Below are 19,527 nucleotides of genomic sequence, written 5' to 3' on the forward strand. Positions count from 1 at the left end.
CACTGGTTGATGAACGGTCAGTGAGCTTGCTGTAGTTGGCTGTTGCTCGTGATGCCGGTGGTTTCGGGGGCACCTGGGGTGCGTTTCGAGCGCTTGAGGAGCCTGGGCAGCAGCGCAAGCAGTACGAGCCCCAGCAGGCCCGCGGCCCCCAGTGCCGATCCCGCCTTCAGGCCGGGCGGGCGGAAGGTGCAGTCCACCGTCGTGGACGAGCCGTTCAGCGGTACGGCGACGAGCCCCAGGTAGGAGCCGGCGGGCTTGCCGTTGCAGCTCCAGCCCGCGATCCGGGGCGCGGCGAGGACGGCCGTCCCCTCGGTGCCGGGCGGGAGCTCGGCCCGTACACCGCTGTCGGTGACCTTCACCGAGACCGCGCCCGTCCTCTTCAGCCGGTCCACGGCGGCGGTCAGTCTGGCCCGGTCCAGACAGCCGAGAGTCGTGCGGTGCGGGTCTTTGCTGTAACCGACCTTCTCACCGGGCGAGTTCACCGTCCCTAGTGAGGTGAGCGCGGCACGCCGCTTGGGCTGTCCGCCGCGCAGCGTCACCCACGGCGAGTCGCCCAGCCTGGCCCTGCCGGTGTAGTTGGGGGCCCAGAGGAAGACCTCGCTGCCGACCGGGCAGGAGCCACCGGCGGGGGCGCTGTAGACCGGCGAGCCGAGCAGCCTCTCCTGGTTGCGGAACGGGTTCCAGTCGTAGCGCGGCTCGGCCCCGGGCGGCCGCACGGTCATCAGCGGTGGCGTCCGGTCGGCCCGGATCACCGCCGGGTGCGCGCCGGGCGCCGTGCGCACCCGGGCGCCGACGGCGAAGATCGCGTCCGTGACCGGGTTGTCGAGGGACTGGACACTGCGGCCGTTGGACGTCCAGCCCGCGCCGAGTGCGGCCAGCGTGCGGGTGTACACATCGGGGGTGTGGCTGCTGTAGTACGAGCCGCCCTGGCCGCCCACCAGGACCGGATCGTTGCCGGTGAGCTGGTCGCGGCCCGGGTCGGTGCGGTAGCGCGGCCAGCCGTCGGCCTTCGCCACGGCCGCCGCTCGCTCGCTGTGGGGCTCGCCCCAGGCCGGGTAGTCGTCCAGCCTGCCGAGCCGCATCCGGTCGGAGTACGCGGTGGTTGCCGCGGCCTGGCCGACCAGTGCGCCGCTGAGCAGCAGCGCGGCGACAACGGCGTACCTGCCGCGCCTGGCCAGGACCAGACCGCCGACGACCGCCGCGAACCCGGCCGCGAACAGTGGAAACGTCCAGACGGTGACCAGCTCGCTGGTGGCGCCCCCGAGCGCGGTCACCGTCATCACGGCGCCGCCGCCGAGCAGGGCGCGCCGCCCCGGCCAGTCGTACGAGAGACAGACCCATGCGGCGATCACCAGGATTCCGGCGAAGACGAAGGTCTGCCGGTACGGGCTGCCGTTGGGCGTCGCGAAGGCATGCCACACCAGATGCGTCGGCGCCCACTGCAGGGACAGCGCGACCGCCACGGCCAGCCCCGTCCACACCTGGCGCTCGCGCCGCGGGACCGCGCCGTTGAAGGCGAGCGTGCACGCCAGCAGCAGCGCACCGCTGCCCAGGAAGAGGGCGGGAGTGAAGAAGCTGTACGTCGCGGGCAGCGTGCGCGCGAACACATCGGCCCAGCCGGCCGGCGCGAACTGCTTCGTCCACCCCGGATAGGCGTGCCGGGAACCGAGGAAGACGGGGATGAGCACGGGCCCGGCCAGCGCGATCCCGAGCAGCACCGTCCTGGTGGCCCGCCCCAGCGCCCGCGTCCGCTCCCGTACGTCCGTATCCGCGAGCAGCAGCCGCACCGCGAGCACCAGCGCGGCCCCGATGGTCGCCATGTAGGCGGTGTAGAAGTTGGCGATCCACGCCACCGCGACGATCAGCGGGCCGATCAGCGGCCGCCGTCCCGTGCGCGCCCACTCGCCCGCCAGGCACAGCAGAGGGAAGGCGACCAGGCCGTCCATCCACATGGGGTTGTACGAGGCCTCGACGACCGACCAGCCGCACAGTGCGTACGAGCCGCCGAGCACCGCCGCCATCCACCAGCGGCCGCCCTCGCCGCCGCCTCGATGCAGACAGAACAGCAGCCAGGTCATGGCCGCGGCCGCCGTCGCCATCTTCAGCAGCGTGATGACATAGACGGCGAGGTCGATCTCGTCCCGCGGGAAGAGCCCGACCAGTACCGAGTACGGGCTGGTCAGATAGGTCCCGAGGTCCGGCAGAAAGCTGGTGCCGTACCCGGACTGCCAGTTGAGCAGCAGCCCGCCGTCCGCTCGGCCGTGCAACAGATCCCACAGATGGGCATGGAACGGCACGAACTGATTCCCGAGGTCGTTCACGCTGCGGGTCTTCGGCCCGAAGGGGAAGCTGCGGGCCACGGCGTCACCGGCACACACGGTCCCCACGGTGATCAGCGCGGCGAGAGCGGCGGCGCGGCCGCGCGCGGATTGCAGAGTCATGATTACTCGAATATGCCAGCGCCGATCGTGAAAACATGCCGCAGGAAGCCCAGTTCACTGGATGGTCGCCTACGCGTCATGTGAGGAATCCACCTCGGACATTCGGGTGGGATGTTGTTCTTCCGTGCTGATCTCGATAGTCGTTCCCTGTTTCAACGAAGAGGAGATCATCGGCCGCTTCCACGACCATGTGACCACGGAACTCGCCCTGCTCGGGCAGGAATTCGAGCTGGTCTATGTGGACGACGGAAGCCAGGACCGAACCCTGCCTCTCCTTGAGGAGATCGCCGGGGCCGACCCTCGCACCCGCTATGTCTCCTTCAGCCGCAACTTCGGCAAGGAGGCGGCGATGCTCGCCGGACTCCAGCATGCCGAGGGCGACGCCGTGGTCATCATGGACGCCGACCTCCAGCACCCTCCGGAGCTGGTCAGGCGCATGCTGCAGCTGCACGAGGAGGGCTTCGACCAGGTCATCGCGCGGCGCACCCGCAAGGGCGACCGGGTCACTCGCACCGTCACCGCGCGGGCCTATTACTGGCTGATCAACCGCCTTGTCGATGTCGAGCTCGTCGACGGCGTAGGCGATTTCCGGCTGCTGTCGCGCCGTACGGTGGATGCGATCCTCGAACTCACCGAGTACAACCGCTTCTCCAAGGGCATCTTCGCCTGGGTCGGATTCCGCACCACGACCTTTGAGTACGAAAATGCGGTACGTGAACAGGGCCGCTCCAAATGGAGCTTCGGAAAACTGCTCAACTACGGGCTCGACGGACTGCTCTCCTTCAACAACAAGCCGCTGCGCGCGGCCGTTTATCTGGGGCTTCTCCTGGTCACCGTCGCCATGGCGTATGCCGCCTGGATCGTCGGTGTCGCCCTGGTGAACGGCGTGGACACCCCTGGGTATGTCACCCTTCTGGTGGCGGTCACCGCACTCGCCGGCGTCCAGATGCTGATGCTGGGGGTGGTCGGCGAGTACGTCGGCCGTATCTACTACGAGGTGAAGCGGCGACCGCACTTCCTGGTGAAGGCCACCAATGCCGACCTTCCCGAGCAGCGGGAAGCGGACCGGCACAAACGCACGGGGGAGCTCGTAAGACGATGACAGTCCAGGTCCAGATGGTCAGATTCGCCCTGGTGGGTGTCGTGAACACCGGGACGTACTACGGCCTGTATCTGGCCCTGCTGACCTGGCTGCCCTATGTCGCGGCCCATGTCGTCGCCTTCGCGCTCAGCATGGTCGGGTCCTTCTTCCTGACCTCGTACTTCACCTACCGGACCCGGCCCACCTGGCGGAAGTTCCTGCTGTTTCCGCTCACCAACGCCGCGAACTTCGTCGTCACCACGAGCGGCGTCTATCTGCTGGTGGACGTGCTGCACTTCGGCAGCCGCTACGCCCCGCTGATCGCGGCGGGGGCGGCGATACCGATCACCTTCGTCGTCTCCCGCACGATCATGCTGCGCCCGGAGCCGGTCCGGCGGGAGCGGGAACCGAAGCGGGAGCCGGAGCGGGTCCCTCAGGCCTGACGCTTGAGGGTGGCCGTTCGGCCAACCTCCGGTGACTGTGCGGGAGTTGAATTCCATGAGGGCGTCGCTGCTCGAGCTGGTGCGCCACGACTGGGCCGGTCTGCGGTGTGGGTGCGGAGAGTCGGGCGCGCACCTCCCGGAGACCTTGCCCTGGCCGCCCGCCTGAAGCGACACCAGTCGTAGCGGCGGCGTTTTGTCGCTCCGCGCATCCGCAACTGCGGAGGAATCGTTCGGCGAATCAGTGGCCCAGACCCCTGGGACTGCCTACCATCGATCACCGCAGGGTCTTGTGCACCGAAGCACAATCACGCCGGGAGGCTCCTTTGCACCGCCGCCGTCGCACCGCGCTCGCCGTCTCCGCCGCTCTCCTCTCCGCCGCGCCCCTCCTCGCCGCCTGCGGCAGCGAGGCCCACCCGGGCGCCGCCGCCGTCGTCGGTGGGGAGCGGATCGAGGTGGCCACCGTTCAGGCGAAGGTGAAGGACGTGCGCGCCGCACAGCAGCGCTCGCCCCAGGCAGCCCAGCTGATCAAGGACAGCGGGCAGCTCAGCCGCGCCAAGCTGTACGACCTCATCGTCGAGGAGGTCGTACAGCGCGCCGCCGACGACGCCGGGGTCAAGGTCAACCGCAAGGAGATCCTGGACGCGCGGGCCGCGCTCGTGCAGCAGTCGGGCGGCGAGGAGCAGCTGGCCGCCATGTATCTGCAGCAGCGCGGCGTCGCCCCGGACCAGCTCAACGACGTCGTACGCCGCGACATCCTGGTCAGCAAGCTCGCCACCGCTCTCGGCGCCACGAACACCCCCGAGGGCCAGCAGAAGCTCAACAAGGCCTTCACCGCGGCCGCCAAGTCGCTGGACATCGACGTCAACCCCCGCTTCGGCGTCTGGGACGACAACAAGCTCGAGCTCGGCAGCTACAAGGCTCCCTGGATCAGCCAGGTCAGCAAGGAGCAGGAGCCCGTCGAGGCCGGTGCGTAGGCCCTGTCCCGCCGATCTTGCCGGGCTCGCGTGCCCTGGCACTGATCCGGCCTGATCGACCGGACAGGAACTGGCCCGGGGTAGGTTCGAGGGGTGACCACCGAAGCACCCGTCGCCCCCGGCCGTATCGTCCTGCTCACCGCCAGCCACCGCGTGGCCCCGGGACTGCTGTCCTGGCCCGCGTGGCAGACGCTGCACGCAGCGGACCGGGTGCTGTGCGCCGACGAGGGGCACCCGCAGCTGCCGTATCTGCGCGAGGCGGGCATCGGGGTCGAGATCACCGCGCCCACCGCCCAGGAACTGGTCGACGCCTGTGAGGGCGGCCGGACCGTCGTGGTGCTGCCCTCCGGTGAGGGCGACCAGGCCCTGACCGACGGGCTCGCCCGGCTCGCCGGGTCCGGGCGGGTGCAGATGCCGGACCTGGAGCTGCTGCCGGGCTCGTACGACCTGCCCGGCGCCCGCCTCCTCGACCTCGTGCAGGTCATGGACCGGATCAGGATCGAGTGCCCCTGGTCCTCGCAGCAGACCCACAAAGGTCTCGCCAAGTACGGCATCGAGGAGGCGTACGAACTCGTCGAGGCGATCGAGGACGGCGACCGTGACGAGCTGCGCGAAGAGCTCGGGGACGTACTGCTCCAGGTCGTCTTCCACGCGCGCATCGCGGAGGAAGGCCGCGAGGAGGACGGTGCGGAGCCGTTCTCTGTCGACGATGTCGCCGGGACGATCGTCGAGAAGCTGATCCACCGCCACCCGCATGTCTTCGGCGACGAGAGCGCCGAGACCCCGGAGGACGTCAAGGAGCACTGGCTCCGCACGAAGGCGATAGAGAAACAGCGCGACTCGGTGACGGACGGCGTGCCGCTCGGCCAGCCCGGCCTTGCGCTGGCCGCGAAGCTCGCGGGCCGGGTCCGTACCGCGGGACTGACCGTGCCGCTGCCCGCCGGCGACGGCATCGGGTACGAACTGCTCGCACTCGCCGCCCGTGCCGAGGCGTCCGGCACTGACCCGGAGGCCGCGCTGCGGGCTGCTGCCCGGGCCTACCGGGATGCGATCCGGGCCGTTGAGGGGCAGGAGTGAGCGCTCAGCCCGAGCTGTTCACCTGGGAGTTCGCCACCGACCCCTACCCCGCTTATACCTGGCTCCGGGAAAACTCGCCGGTCCACCGGACCACCCTCCCCAGCGGGGTCGAGGCATGGCTGGTGACGCGGTACGCGGATGCCAAGCAGGCCCTCGCCGACCAGCGGCTCAGTAAGAATCCCGCGCATCACGACGAGCCCGCCCACGCCAAGGGGAGGACGGGGATCCCCGGCGAGCGCAAGGCCGACCTGATGACGCATCTGCTGAATATCGACCCGCCCGACCACACCCGGCTGCGCCGCCTCGTGTCGAAGGCGTTCACCCCGCGCCGGGTCGCCGAATTCGCGCCACGGGTGCAGGAGTTGACGGACCGTCTTATTGACGGCTTCGTGGCGAAGGGGGAGGCGGACCTCATTCACGAGTTCGCGTTCCCGCTCCCCATCTACGCCATCTGCGACATGCTCGGCGTCCCGCGAGAGGACCAGGACGACTTCCGCGACTGGGCGGGGATGATGATCCGGCACGGCGGTGGGCCGCGCGGAGGCGTGGCCCGTTCCGTGAAGAAGATGCGCGGTTATCTCGCCGAACTCATCCACCGCAAGAGGGAGGGCCTGCGGCAAGGAGGGGACGACGACCTCATCTCGGGCCTCATCCGCGCCAGCGACCACGGCGAGCACCTCACCGAGAACGAGGCCGCCGCCATGGCCTTCATCCTTCTCTTCGCGGGCTTCGAGACGACGGTCAATCTCATCGGCAACGGGGTGTACGCCCTGCTGTGCAACCCGGACCAGCGCCACAGGCTCCAGGCGTCCCTCGACGCGGGCGAGAGTGGCCTGCTGGCCACCGGCGTCGAGGAACTCCTGCGGTACGACGGGCCCGTGGAGCTCGCGACCTGGCGGTTCGCCACCGAGCCGCTCGTCATCGGCGGCCAGGAGATCGCGGCGGGCGATCCCGTACTCGTCGTACTCGCGGCCGCGGACCGGGACCCGGAGCGGTTCGCCGAACCGGACACCCTCGACCTGTCGCGGCGCGACAACCAGCATCTGGGATACGGGCACGGCATCCACTACTGCCTCGGTGCGCCGCTCGCCCGGCTGGAGGGGCAGACCGCGATCGCCACGCTGCTCAGGAGAATGCCGGACTTGCGGCTTGCGGGCGATCCGGCCGATTTGCGGTGGCGTGGAGGACTCATTATGCGTGGATTGCGCACCTTGCCCGTTGAGTTCAGGGCTCGACAGATCTGACGGCCTGTCAAGACTGTGACTTTCACGTGATCTCCGCTGCATCGACTTGTGACATGCGTTCGTATGCGGTTACTTTCACTGCCGTCTCGGCAGTCACGCGAAAGGCAACCGCATGCTCTCCGGTAATGGTCGACACCGCCGCCCCCGTCAGGCTCCGGCCATCGTTGTCGCGGCAGGTGTGACCGGATCGGCCATCGCGATCCCCCTTCTCGGTGCCGGCTCGGCCTCCGCCGCCGACGCCTCCATGTGGGACCGGGTCGCGGAGTGCGAGAGCGGCGGCATGTGGATGGCCGACCTCGGCAACGGCTTCTACGGCGGGCTGCAGTTCTCGCAGGAGACCTGGCAGAGCTTCGGCGGCACCGCGTACGCGGCCCGCGCCGACCTCGCCAGCCGCTCTCAGCAGATCGCGGTTGCGGAGAAGGTCCTGGAGGCGCAGGGTCCGGCGGCCTGGCCCGGCTGTGCGGCGATCGCGGGGCTGCAGAACGACGGCGCCGCGACCGGCGTCGACCCGGGCGTCCTGCCCCTGCCCGGGCAGAGCGCCCCGGCGGCGAAGGATGTGCCGGACGAGCCGGACGCGTCGGCGAAGTCGACCGGGCCGTCCGAGGCTGCGGAGTCGCCTGCCGAGCCGTCCGCCGAGCCGTCCGCGGACGCGACGGAGCCGACGACCCCCGATGCCACCCCGAGCGCGGACGCGGGCGTCGACAGCGGTAGCGGCAAGCACCGCGGCGAGTCCGCCCCGGAGGAGACCGAGCCGGGCAATGCGGACAACACGCGCGAAGCGGGACGTCATGCCTCGCGAAGTGACGGCCCGACACGCGCCGAAGCGGACAAGGGTGACACTTCGGACGTCCCGCCGGGCGAGTACACCGTCCAGGCCGGCGACAGCCTGTCCGCGATCGTCAACAAGGAGAAGCTGTCCGGCGGCTGGACCGCGCTCTACGAGGCGAACCGGCAGACCGTCGGCGACGACCCCGACCTCATCCTTCCTGGCCAGAGCCTCGATCTGGGCGCGAAGTAACGGCAGTTCGCGGGCTTATGTCCGAGTCTGCGCAAGTGAGACATGAGTCTCTTTGTCCCAACTGGCATGACTCGTCGGGCGGAATCGCTCATTCCGCCCGCTACCTGCGGAAACGAGTGTTACCGGAGAGGCGAGATGGGCGATTTCTCCCCGATGTTCATCTTTTGAACATCGGGGAGAGGTGTGTCTACGGTCTGACCGCTCGCCATCGCGGGCACCACTGACCGTCACGCCGAATCCTGCCGTCGGTCGGGGGGAGTAGTCGTCGCGTAGAGCGCCGAAGGCAGGAGCGGGGGACCCAAGGTAAGCGCCGGCCCCGGCCACTGAGAGGTGGTCACCAACCGGCTAGGGGTGAAGTCGCGCTAGGACGCACGACCGGGCAACTCACAGGCCCGAACCCGACAGCTCACCTCGTAGGCGTCGGTGAGGAGACGTTCCATGCTGTTTTCCAGCAAGGGCAAGCACCGCCGCCCGTCGAAGACCACTCGCATCGCCACGCTCGCCGGTGTCACCGGTGCCGCCGTCCCGCTGCTGGGCGCGACCTCGGCCTCCGCCGCCACCGCCGCCGAGTGGGACCAGGTCGCCCAGTGCGAGTCCGGCGGCAACTGGTCCATCAACACCGGCAACGGCTTCTACGGCGGCCTGCAGTTCACCAGCTCCACCTGGGCCGCCTACGGTGGCACCGCCTACGCCTCGCGCGCCGATCTGGCCTCCAAGGAGCAGCAGATAGCCGTCGCCGAGAAGGTCCTCGCGGGCCAGGGCAAGGGCGCATGGCCGAACTGCGGCGTGGGCCTGTCCAACGCCGCGTACGACGGCGGCTCCGCCGACTCCGGCACCACGCAGCAGGCGAAGCCCGCCCCGAAGCGCGCCGAGGCCCCCACCACCCGCTCCGCGCGCCCCGCCGCCCCGAAGCCCGCCGCCACGGCCAAGGGCGTCAAGAAGGGCGACGGCGAGTACAAGGTCAAGGCCGGCGACACGCTCAGCAAGATCGCGCAGACCGAGAAGGTCAAGGGCGGCTGGAAGAAGCTGTTCGACCTGAACAAGGACATCATCAGCGACGCCGATGTGATCTACCCGGGCCAGCAGCTCCACCTGAGCTGACCCGAGGACCCTGGCCCGGCAGCTCCGTCTGAGCCGGCCCAGCCCCCGGACTTCTGCCATCAGTTGTCCGGGACCGGACATCCGGCCCGCGGATTCCGGTGGACCCGGCGGCCCACCGGAAGCGGCGGACCCCCGTCCCCCCAGCCACCCCGGCCCGGCGCGTTTTCCCCCGAACGCGCCGGGCCGGGGTTCTGTCTGCCGCCCCCGTCAGCCGCCGCAGGCTGTTACCCGCTGGTAGACCTCGTACCCCTTTGTCCGCTGTCGCGAGCCTTGAGGTCCTTTTTTGTCCCAGCGGGCGGGCATCGGCCGGCCAGGGCCCTGGAGCCGGTTAGGCTCATGTCGCAAGGCCAAAGAGACCCTGCACTTCAAGCGTCACATCCCAGAAGGAGATGCTCGTGCCGTCCATCGACGTCGTCGTAGCCCGGGAAATCCTGGACTCCCGAGGCAACCCCACGGTCGAGGTCGAGGTTGGCCTCGACGACGGCAGCACGGGTCGTGCTGCTGTTCCGTCCGGCGCCTCCACCGGTGCGTTCGAGGCTCTTGAGCTCCGCGACGGTGACCAGAACCGCTACCAGGGCAAGGGCGTCGAGAAGGCTGTCCTCGCCGTCATCGAGCAGATCGGCCCGGAGCTCGTCGGCTACGACGCCACCGAGCAGCGCCTGATCGACCAGGCGATGTTCGACCTGGACGCCACTCCGGACAAGTCCTCCCTCGGCGCCAACGCCATCCTCGGCGTCTCCCTCGCCGTCGCGCACGCTGCCTCCGAGGCCTCCGACCTGCCGCTCTTCCGCTACCTCGGCGGCCCGAACGCGCACCTGCTGCCCGTTCCGATGATGAACATCCTGAACGGCGGCTCGCACGCCGACTCCAACGTGGACATCCAGGAGTTCATGATCGCGCCGATCGGCGCCGAGTCCTTCTCCGAGGCGCTGCGCTGGGGCGCCGAGGTCTACCACACCCTCAAGTCCGTTCTGAAGACCAAGGGCCTGTCCACCGGCCTCGGCGACGAGGGCGGCTTCGCGCCGAACCTGGACTCCAACCGCGCCGCCCTCGACCTCATCCTCGAGGCCATCAAGCAGGCCGGTTACGCCCCGGGCAAGGACATCGCGCTGGCGCTCGACGTCGCCGCGTCCGAGTTCTACAAGGACGGCCTGTACGAGTTCGAGGGCAAGTCCCGCTCGGCCGCCGAGATGACCGAGTACTACGAGGAGCTCGTGGCGGCCTACCCGCTCGTCTCCATCGAGGACCCGCTCTTCGAGGACGACTGGGCCGGCTGGAAGGTCCTCACCGACAAGCTGGGCACCAAGGTCCAGATCGTCGGCGACGACCTCTTCGTCACCAACCCGGAGCGCCTGGCCCGCGGTATCGAGGACGGCGCCGCGAACGCTCTGCTCGTCAAGGTCAACCAGATCGGCTCGCTGACTGAGACCCTGGACGCCGTGGAGCTTGCCCAGCGCAACGGCTTCAAGTGCATGATGTCCCACCGCTCCGGCGAGACCGAGGACGTCACCATCGCCGACCTCGCCGTCGCCACCAACTGCGGCCAGATCAAGACCGGCGCCCCGGCCCGCTCCGAGCGCGTCGCCAAGTACAACCAGCTGCTGCGCATCGAGGAGATCCTCGACGACGCGGCGGTGTACGCGGGCCGCTCGGCGTTCCCGCGCTTCAAGGGCTGAGGCCCGTAGGGTGCTTGACGCCCGCAAGGGGCTGAGGCCCGCAGGGCGCTGACGCCCGTAAGAGGCTGAGGCTCCCGCCTGCATACGTCCCCGGTCGCGGTCCCGTACCGTGTCCGGGGACGTACGCGCGTAACGGGGAGGCGAGATCATGGCACGCAAAGGGGACCAGGACCGGTTCTCCACCGCGACACGGCTGCGGCTGCTCGGCGAGCAGACCGCCGCGCGCGTCTACCGTTCGCAGAGCCGCCGCCAGGACCGCCGCTCCCGGCTCACCGGCCGCGCGGCCTTTCTGGCACTGGTGGTCTGCTCGCTGGTCGTCGCGCTTGCCTATCCGATGCGGCAGTACGTGTCCCAGCGTGCCGACATAAGCGACCAGGAGCGCCGGATGGCGGACGCCCGGCAGCAGGTCGAACGGCTCCGGGACGAGAAGGCGCGCCTTCAGGACGACAAGTACATCCAGCGTCTCGCCCGCGAGCATCTGCATCTGGTGCTGCCGGGCGAGACCGGCTACACCATGATCGACCCCGACGCCGCCGAGAAGCGCCGCACCGAAGAGGGGGCGGCCGACCGTCCCTGGTACTCGAACGTCTGGGACGGCGTCGACAACGCCGACACGCGCCGCTAGCGCGGCACAGCAATCATGGGGCCCGGGGCCCCAGCCGTACCGCACGGCAGCGGACCCGCCGGGCCGCCCGATCACGAACCGAACGAGAAGACAGACGCAGGCATGGAAACCCCTCCTCCCACCACTGCACCGACCGAGCCCACCGACGTGGACATCGCCGCGTTCAAGGAGCAGCTCGGCCGCCCGCCGCGCGGACTGCGCGCCATCGCGCACCGCTGCCCGTGCGGACAGCCGGATGTCGTCGAGACCGCGCCCCGGCTGCCCGACGGCACGCCCTTCCCGACGCTGTACTACCTGACCTGCCCGCGGGCCGCGTCGGCGATCGGCACGCTGGAGGCGAACGGCGTGATGAAGGAGATGACCGAGCGCCTCGCCACCGACCCGGAGCTGGCGGCCGCGTACCGCGCGGCGCACGAGGACTACATCGCGCGCCGTGACGCGATCGAGGTGCTGGAGGGCTTCCCCAGCGCGGGCGGCATGCCCGACCGCGTGAAGTGCCTGCACGTGCTGGTCGGGCACTCGCTCGCGGCCGGGCCCGGCGTCAATCCGCTGGGCGACGAGGCGATCGCGATGCTGCCTCAGTGGTGGAGCAAGGGCCCCTGTGTGAGCCCTTGTGAAGAGGAGGACAAGAAGTGACCAGGGTCGCCGCCATCGACTGCGGTACGAACTCCATCCGGCTGCTGATCGCCGACGTGGACCAGGAGAGCGGTGAACTGGCCGACCTGGAACGGCGGATGATCATCGTCAGGCTCGGGCAGGGCGTCGACAAGACCGGCCGGCTCGCGCCCGAGGCACTGGATCGGACGTTCGCCGCATGCCGCGAGTACGCCGCACTGATCAAGGAGTACGGCGCCGAGAGGCTCCGCTTCGTGGCCACTTCCGCGTCGCGCGACGCCGAGAACCGCGACGACTTCGTGCGTGGCGTGCTCGACATCCTGGGCGTGGAGCCCGAGGTGATCACTGGGGACCAGGAGGCGGAGTTCTCCTTCATCGGTGCCACCGGGGGGCTGCCGGGCCATGAGGAGCGCCTGGTGGTCGACATCGGCGGCGGCTCGACGGAGTTCGTCGTCGGCGAGGAACATGTGCAGGCCGCGCGGTCGGTCGACATCGGCTGTGTACGGCTGACCGAGCGGCACACGCTCAGCGACCCGGCGACGGGGGAGCAGATCGCGGCCGTCCGTACGGACATCGAGGCGGCGCTCGACCTGGCGGAGGAGAGCGTCCCGCTGCGCGAGGCCCGCATGCTGGTCGGCCTGGCCGGTTCGGTGACGACGGTGGCCGGCATCGCGCTGGGCCTCGACGCGTACGACTCGGCGGCGATCCACCATTCGCGGATCTCCTACGAGCAGGTACGGGACGTCACCGAGGCGCTGCTGAAGTCCACCCATGAGGAGCGCACGCGGATCTCCGTGATGCACCCCGGACGGGTGGATGTCATCGGCGCCGGGGCGCTCGTACTGCTCGCGATCATGGAGCGGACCGGGGCGCGGGAAGTGGTTGTCAGCGAGCACGACATCCTGGACGGGATCGCCTCGTCGATCGCGTAGAGCCGGTCCTGGAACGAACTTCGTGAAGTTCTTCACAAGGAAAAGTGCCCTGATGGGGCCCTGAAGGGCGGCTAAGAGAGGTGAAAGGCCCCTCCGGCCTGTCGATGAGGCCCTCGGGCGCGTATTGCGGGCGGCGCGGGACGCTTTGCGGGGATGCGGGGCGGGCCGGTGGTCCACGTCGGGGCGGCCGCGTCGGGGCAGCTCACGAGGGGTGAACAACGTCCGCCCTTATACCGTGGTTCCCCTGCGACGCCATGACCTCGGTCACGTGGGCCGCGCAGTGTAGCAGAGGTGGGTCATTAGCTTGTGAAGGGGCTCACGAGCACCCCCTCCGAGGGGGGTGGATACTCGATGCCATGAGCACCACGGAGCGTCCCAGGATCCTCGTTGTAGGCGGTGGGTACGTAGGCCTGTACGCAGCTCGACGCATTCTGAAGAAGATGCGTTATGGCGAGGCGACCGTCACGGTCGTCGACCCGCGCTCGTACATGACGTACCAGCCCTTCCTCCCCGAAGCTGCCGCCGGCAGCATCTCGCCTCGGCATGTCGTCGTCCCGCTGCGACGCGTGCTGCCGAAGGCGGAGGTGCTCACCGGCCGCGTCACCACCATCGATCAGGACCGCAAGGTCGCGACGATATCGCCGCTGGTCGGCGAGGCGTACGAGCTGCCCTTCGACTACCTGATTGTGGCGCTCGGCGCGGTCTCCCGCACCTTCCCGATCCCCGGCCTCGCCGAACAGGGCATCGGTATGAAGGGCATCGAGGAGGCCATCGGCCTGCGCAACCACGTGCTCGAGCAGCTCGACAAGGCCGACTCCACGACGGATGAGGACGTCCGCCGCAAGGCGCTCACCTTCGTCTTCGTGGGTGGCGGCTTCGCCGGCGCGGAGACCATCGGCGAGGTGGAGGACCTGGCGCGCGACGCGGCCAAGTACTACGCGAGCGTCAAGCGCGAGGACATGCGCTTCATCCTGGTCGACGCGGCGGACAAGATCCTTCCCGAGGTGGGCCCGAAGCTGGGTAAGTACGGCAAGGAGCACCTCGAGGGCCGCGGCATCGAGATCTACCTGTCGACGTCGATGGACTCCTGCGTGGACGGCCACGTGGTGCTGAAGAACGGCCTCGAGGTCGACTCCAACACCATCGTGTGGACGGCCGGTGTGAAGCCGAACCCGGCGCTGGCGCGCTACGGCCTGCCGCTGGGCCCGCGGGGCCACGTCGACACCGCGACGACGCTTCAGGTCCAGGGCACCGACTACATCTGGGCCGCGGGCGACAACGCGCAGGTTCCGGACATGGCGGCGCGCAAGGCCGGCGTCGAGAACGCCTGGTGCCCGCCGAACGCCCAGCACGCGCTGCGTCAGGCGCGGGTCCTCGGCGACAACGTCATCTCCGGTATGCGGGGCTTCCCGCAGAAGGAGTACAGCCACGCCAACAAGGGTGCGGTGGCCGGTCTCGGCCTGCACAAGGGCGTCGCGATGATCGTCATGGGCAAGGTGAAGATCAAGCTCAAGGGCCGCCTGGCGTGGTACATGCACCGTGGCTACCACGGCATGGCGATGCCGACCTGGAACCGCAAGATCCGGGTCTTCGCGGACTGGACGCTGGCGATGTTCCTGAAGCGTGAGGTCGTCTCGCTCGGCGCGATGGAGTCGCCGCGCGAGGAGTTCTACGAGGCGGCGAAGCCGGCGCCGTCGGCGTCCGTGCCGACTCCGGAAAAGGCGAAGGCCTCCTAGGTCCTGTCCGGCCGATCTTGCCGGGCTCGCGTGCCCTGGCACGCGCATCTGCTGCGTTGTCGTCAGTCGCCGACGCTCCGCGTGGGCTCCATCCTCCGCCTTGCATCTGCACGCACCAGACCCTCCCCCTACGCCCTGGGGGCGTGGGGGGACCCCCACTCACTGATCCGGCCTGATCGACCGGACAGGACCTAGCCCACCCCGAAGGGGCCGCCCGCCATCCGTGGTGCGGGCGGCCCCTTCGGCATGCCCGGGGCGACTTTGCCCACCCGCCCGCCCTTGACCGGGGGCGCGGCCCCCCTCCCCGGCCCGGCAGCTTCGCGCCGCCCACTCTGCGTTGGGCGGCGCTTCCGGCGGCAGCTCCCCGCCGCTCGCCCCGCGTCGGACCGCGACTTTTCCGCACGGCTCCCGGGGCGCGGAGTTGCCCGTGCGCCGGGGCACGCTTCTGCGCGCCGGGGGGTGGCTCCCACAGGCGCAGCCCTCTGAGCGCGGGCCCGGGGCCGCGGCACCGGGCCGCGTACCGGGCCCGGCCGCAGGTCGAGGCATTTTGTTGGCGTATGGCAACTGCGCGGGAAGCACGCAATGTGGTCGGATTGTTCACTGAAGTGCGCGCTGGAGCAGTTCTGGGATCCATCGTCACGGAGGTGTGCGCCATGGGCGACGCCGCGATGCGGCTGATCACTCTTGCCGAGGAGTTGCTGGGAGCCCCGTTCCCGGTTCGGGTGCGGGCCTGGGACGGCAGTGAGGCCGGGCCGCCAGGCGCGCCCGTACTCGTCGTGCGGCACCGGCGTGCCCTGCGTCGGCTGTTGTGGCGGCCGGGGGAGCTCGGGCTCGCCCGGGCCTGGGTCGCCGGGGAGATCGATGTCGACGGAGATCTGTACGCCGCCCTCGACCTGCTCGCCGGGATCGTCTGGGAGCGCGCCGAGCAGGGCGAGGACACTCGCGCCGTCCATCCCCTGCGCGACCCGCGCCTGCGCGCCGCCGCCCGCGGCCTGCTGAGGATCGGCGGTGTGCTCCCGCCCCCGCCCCCGCCCGTCGAGGAAGTCCGCCGACGCAGGGGCGGTCCGCTGCACACCAAGCGACGCGACAAGAAGGCCATCAGTCACCACTACGACGTGGGCAACGGCTTCTACGAGCTCGTCCTCGGGCCGTCGATGGTTTATTCGTGCGCGTACTGGACGGACGGCGGCACCCTCGAAGACGCGCAGCGCGACAAGCTCGACCTCGTCTGCCGCAAGCTCGCCCTCAAGGAGGGCGACCGGCTCCTCGACGTCGGCTGCGGCTGGGGCTCCATGGCCATCCACGCCGCCCGCGAGTACGGCGTCCAGGTCACCGGCGTCACCCTCTCCCGGGAGCAGGCCGCCTACGCCCGCAAGCGCATCGCCGAAGAGGGCCTCACCGACCGGATCGAGATCCGCGTTCAGGACTACCGGGACGTCAGGGACGGCCCGTTCGACGCCATTTCCTCCATCGGTATGGCCGAACACGTCGGGGCGGTCCGCTACCACGAGTACGCCACCCAGCTCCTCTCCCTCCTCAAGCCCGGCGGCCGCCTCCTCAACCACCAGATCGCCCGCCGCCCCGAGAAGGACGAATCCGCCTACCACGTGGATGAGTTCATCGACCGCTACGTCTTCCCCGACGGCGAGCTCGCACCCGTGGGCAGCACGGTCGCGCTCCTCGAGCAGGCCGGGTTCGAGGTGCGGGACCTGGAGGCCATCCGCGAGCACTACGCCCTCACCCTGCGCCGCTGGGTCGCCAACCTGGAGGCGAACTGGCGTCAGGCGGTACGCCACAGCTCCCCGGGTCGGGCCCGTGTCTGGCGGCTCTACATGGCCGCCTGCGCGCTGTCCTTCGAGCGCAACCGGATCGGCGTCAACCAGATCCTGGCGGTGAAGACCCCGGACGACGGAGCCTCCGGACTGCCCCTGCGCGCCCGCGACTGGCGCTGAGAACAGATGTGGCGGACCCCCAGCCCGGCCGGGCCGGGGGTCCGCCACACCGGCAGCGGCAACTACTCCGTCTTGATCGCCGTCAGCATGTTCAGCCTCGCCGCGCTGCGCGCCGGCCACAGCGCCGCCAGCACGCCGACCACGCCGGCCAGCAGCAGGAAGATCCCGATCCGGTCCCACGGCACGACCAGCTCATAACCGGGGACGCTCGCCCTGACCGTCTCGCCGATCGCCCAGGCCAGGAAGGATCCGAGCCCGACACCGATCACCGCGCCGAAGACCGAGATCACCACCGCCTCCAGGCGGATCATGCGCTTGACCTTCCGGCGGTCCAGGCCGATCGCCCGCAGCATGCCGATCTCCTGCTGACGCTCGAAGACGGACATCGCCAGGGTGTTGATGACGCCGAGCACCGCGATGATCAGGGCCATCGCCAGCAGCCCGTACATGATGTTCAGCATGGTGTTGATCATGCCGCCGAACTTGTTGCGGATGTCCTGCTTGTCCATGATGCTGATCGCCGGGCTGTCGCCCAGCGCGTCCACCAGCGCCTGCTCGTTCGCCTTGGTCGCGCCGCCGTCCATCTTCACCCAGATCTCGGGGATGTACGGCTTCGCCTCGTACGGAGCCAGAACGGCCGTGGACACCAGCACCGGCGAGAGGAACTCGTTGTCCTCGTAGACCGCGCCGACGGTGAAGTTCTTCGTCTGAGCCTTGCCGCCGTCGCCGTTGTCGCCGAACGTCACCGGCACCACGTCACCGGCCTTCCAGCCGTTCGACGTCGCCGTCTTCTCCGCGACCGCGAGCTGGCCCTTGCCGAGCGTGGCCAGCGAGCCGGCGACCGTCTTGAAGTCGATGACCTTCTCCACTGCGCCCGGGGTGACGGCGGACGCGGCATGCCATGTGCCCTTGATCTGCAGCGAGGTGGCCTCCTGCGGGGAGACCGCGCTGACGCCCTTCGCCTTCTCCAGCGCGGTGACCGCCGACTTGTCGAGCGCGCCGCCGCCGGCCATCGCCACCATGTAGTCGGCCCGGAGGTTGTCCGTCGTCATCTTGTCCACGGCCCGGCCCATCGTGACGCCGAGCACCGTGAGCCCGGTGACCAGGGTGAGACCGATCGCCAGCGCCGAGGCGGTGGCGCCGGTGCGGCGCGGGTTGCGGACCGCGTTCTGGCCGGCCAGCTTGCCCGCCACCCCGAACACCCGGTTCAGCAGCGGCCGCGCCAGCGCGATGACCGGACGGGACAGCAGCGGGATCAGCACGATGATGCCGATCAGCGACAGGAACGCGCCGACCCCGATGATCATCCGGCCGTTGTCCTTGCCGACCGCCGCACCGGCGGCGATCGCGCCCACACCGGCCAGCGTGATGACGCTGCCGATGGTGTTGCGTACGACCAGGGACTTGGTCGTCGCGGGCAGGTGGGCGCTGCCCATCGCGGCAACCGGCGGGATCTTCGCGGCCCGGCGGGCGGGCAGCCACGCGGCGAGCACGGTGATCAGCACACCGACGCCGAACGCCGCGGCGACCGCGGTGGGCGAGACGATCAGCGGTCCGGCGGGCACCTTCGCGCCGAACGCGGTCATCGCGGAGCGCAGCCCGGTGGCGAGCCCGAGACCGAGCGCGAACCCGACCACGGAGGCGATCGCGCCGACCACCGCCGCCTCCAGGATCACCGAGCGCTTGACCTGGCGGCGGGACGCGCCGACGGCGCGCATCAGCGCCAGCTCCCTGGTGCGCTGGGCGACCAGCATGGTGAAGGTGTTGGCGATGAGGAAGACACCGACGAAGAGGGCGATGGCCGCGAAGGCGAGCAGCATCGTGTTGAGGTTGCTCAGGCCTTCCTCGATCTCCCGGGCCTGTTCGCCGGCGAGCTGCTTGCCGGTCCGCGCCTCGGCGTCCTTGGGCAGCAGCGGCTTGACCGCGTCCAGGATCTTCTGGTCGGAGGCGCCGGCCGCGGCGGTGATGGTGACGTCCTTGAAGTACCCGGGCTGCAGATAAAGGTTCTGCGCGACGGACGTGTCGAAGAGGACGAGGCTGCCGCCCGCGTTCACGGCGCCGTCCTCGGTGGTGAAGACACCGGTGAGGGTGTACTCCTTCACCGGCCCGTTGGTGGCGACCCGTACGGTGTCGCCGACCCGGTACTTGCCCTCGGCGGCGGAGTCCGTGTCGAGGGCGATCTGACTGTCCTTCACCGGGCCGGAGCCGGTGGTGAAGGTGTACGAGGCGTCCTTGCCGTCCTTGCCGGGGGCGAAGTTCGCGCCGGTGTTGGACCAGCCGTTGCCGATCAGCTTGCCGTCCTGGTCGGCGACCCCGGCGAAGCCGGAGACCCGGCCGGTGGCGCCGGCGACCCCGTCCAGACCCCGTATCTTCTCCAGGGTCTTCGTGTCGATGCCGGCGTTCTTCTTGCCGTCGCCCTGGTCGGCGAAGGTGGTGACGGCGACCGCGACGTTGTCGTAGCTCTTGGCCGACTGCTTGCGGTAGGCGTTGCCGAGGGTGTCGGTGAAGACCAGGGTGCCGGAGACGAAGGCCACGCCGAGCATCACGGCGAGCACGGTCATCAGCAGCCTGGCTTTGTGCGCGAGCACATTGCGCAGGGCGGTACGGAACAT

15 protein-coding genes and 1 riboswitch are annotated in these 19,527 nt (G+C 69.7%); of the genes, 13 read left to right on the forward strand and 2 right to left on the reverse strand.

Annotated features, from left to right (window positions below; translation table 11 throughout):
* Window positions 1-17 precede the first annotated feature (17 nt).
* Window positions 18-2,441, reverse strand: a complete 2,424-nt coding sequence (locus OG729_RS23425) for a YfhO family protein (RefSeq protein ID WP_405807987.1) — start codon at window positions 2,439-2,441, stop codon at window positions 18-20.
* 124 nt (window positions 2,442-2,565) lie between these two features.
* On the opposite strand from OG729_RS23425, the gene OG729_RS23430 reads away from it, so the two are divergent.
* The 13 genes from OG729_RS23430 to OG729_RS23490 all read left to right on the forward strand — a co-directional run bounded on the left by OG729_RS23430 (window position 2,566) and on the right by OG729_RS23490 (window position 16,915).
* A complete protein-coding gene (locus OG729_RS23430) occupies window positions 2,566-3,543 on the forward strand; it encodes a glycosyltransferase family 2 protein (protein ID WP_360884886.1) in 978 nt (325 codons plus the stop codon).
* Window positions 3,540-3,965 (forward strand): GtrA family protein, encoded by a 426-nt coding sequence (locus tag OG729_RS23435; RefSeq protein WP_405807988.1) that lies wholly within the window; start codon window positions 3,540-3,542, stop codon window positions 3,963-3,965. The genes OG729_RS23430 and OG729_RS23435 overlap by 4 nt, the downstream gene beginning before the upstream one ends.
* A gap of 323 nt (window positions 3,966-4,288) precedes the next feature.
* On the forward strand, window positions 4,289-4,939 hold the full coding sequence (locus OG729_RS23440; protein ID WP_360884880.1) for a SurA N-terminal domain-containing protein: 651 nt from the start codon (window positions 4,289-4,291) through the stop codon (window positions 4,937-4,939).
* Window positions 4,940-5,032: 93 nt separating this feature from the next.
* On the forward strand, window positions 5,033-6,016 hold the full coding sequence (locus tag OG729_RS23445; protein ID WP_405807989.1) for a nucleoside triphosphate pyrophosphohydrolase: 984 nt from the start codon (window positions 5,033-5,035) through the stop codon (window positions 6,014-6,016).
* Window positions 6,013-7,260, forward strand: coding sequence for a cytochrome P450 (locus OG729_RS23450; protein WP_405807990.1), 1,248 nt, complete (start codon window positions 6,013-6,015; stop codon window positions 7,258-7,260). Before OG729_RS23445 ends, OG729_RS23450 begins: the two co-directional genes overlap by 4 nt.
* A gap of 112 nt (window positions 7,261-7,372) precedes the next feature.
* Entirely contained in the window at window positions 7,373-8,278 is a 906-nt protein-coding gene (locus tag OG729_RS23455) for a transglycosylase family protein (RefSeq protein ID WP_405807991.1), read from the forward strand.
* 265 nt (window positions 8,279-8,543) lie between these two features.
* A riboswitch (cyclic di-AMP (ydaO/yuaA leader) is annotated at window positions 8,544-8,713 on the forward strand.
* A 3-nt stretch (window positions 8,714-8,716) separates the two neighbouring features.
* Window positions 8,717-9,379, forward strand: a complete 663-nt coding sequence (locus tag OG729_RS23460) for a transglycosylase family protein (protein WP_405807992.1) — start codon at window positions 8,717-8,719, stop codon at window positions 9,377-9,379.
* Between the two features lie 389 nt (window positions 9,380-9,768).
* Window positions 9,769-11,055, forward strand: a complete 1,287-nt coding sequence (gene eno, locus OG729_RS23465) for a phosphopyruvate hydratase (protein WP_360884865.1) — start codon at window positions 9,769-9,771, stop codon at window positions 11,053-11,055.
* A gap of 148 nt (window positions 11,056-11,203) precedes the next feature.
* The gene (locus OG729_RS23470; protein WP_360884862.1) at window positions 11,204-11,680 is read left to right on the forward strand and encodes a septum formation initiator family protein; all 477 of its coding nucleotides are present in this window, start codon (window positions 11,204-11,206) and stop codon (window positions 11,678-11,680) included.
* A gap of 102 nt (window positions 11,681-11,782) precedes the next feature.
* Window positions 11,783-12,316, forward strand: a complete 534-nt coding sequence (locus OG729_RS23475; RefSeq protein ID WP_360884859.1) for a DUF501 domain-containing protein — start codon at window positions 11,783-11,785, stop codon at window positions 12,314-12,316.
* Window positions 12,313-13,227: an exopolyphosphatase gene (locus OG729_RS23480; RefSeq protein ID WP_405807993.1), complete on the forward strand. Its 915-nt coding sequence runs from the start codon at window positions 12,313-12,315 to the stop codon at window positions 13,225-13,227. Before OG729_RS23475 ends, OG729_RS23480 begins: the two co-directional genes overlap by 4 nt.
* Window positions 13,228-13,583: 356 nt before the next feature.
* Window positions 13,584-14,963 (forward strand): NAD(P)/FAD-dependent oxidoreductase, encoded by a 1,380-nt coding sequence (locus OG729_RS23485; protein WP_405807994.1) that lies wholly within the window; start codon window positions 13,584-13,586, stop codon window positions 14,961-14,963.
* 653 nt (window positions 14,964-15,616) lie between these two features.
* The gene (locus OG729_RS23490; protein ID WP_405807995.1) at window positions 15,617-16,915 is read left to right on the forward strand and encodes a class I SAM-dependent methyltransferase; all 1,299 of its coding nucleotides are present in this window, start codon (window positions 15,617-15,619) and stop codon (window positions 16,913-16,915) included.
* A 62-nt stretch (window positions 16,916-16,977) separates the two neighbouring features.
* Here the strand turns inward: OG729_RS23490 and OG729_RS23495 are convergent, their stop codons facing one another.
* On the reverse strand, window positions 16,978-19,527 hold the full coding sequence (locus OG729_RS23495) for an ABC transporter permease (protein WP_405807996.1): 2,550 nt from the start codon (window positions 19,525-19,527) through the stop codon (window positions 16,978-16,980).

The organism is Streptomyces sp. NBC_00210, assembly GCF_045160975.1.
Lineage (GTDB): Bacteria > Actinomycetota > Actinomycetes > Streptomycetales > Streptomycetaceae > Streptomyces.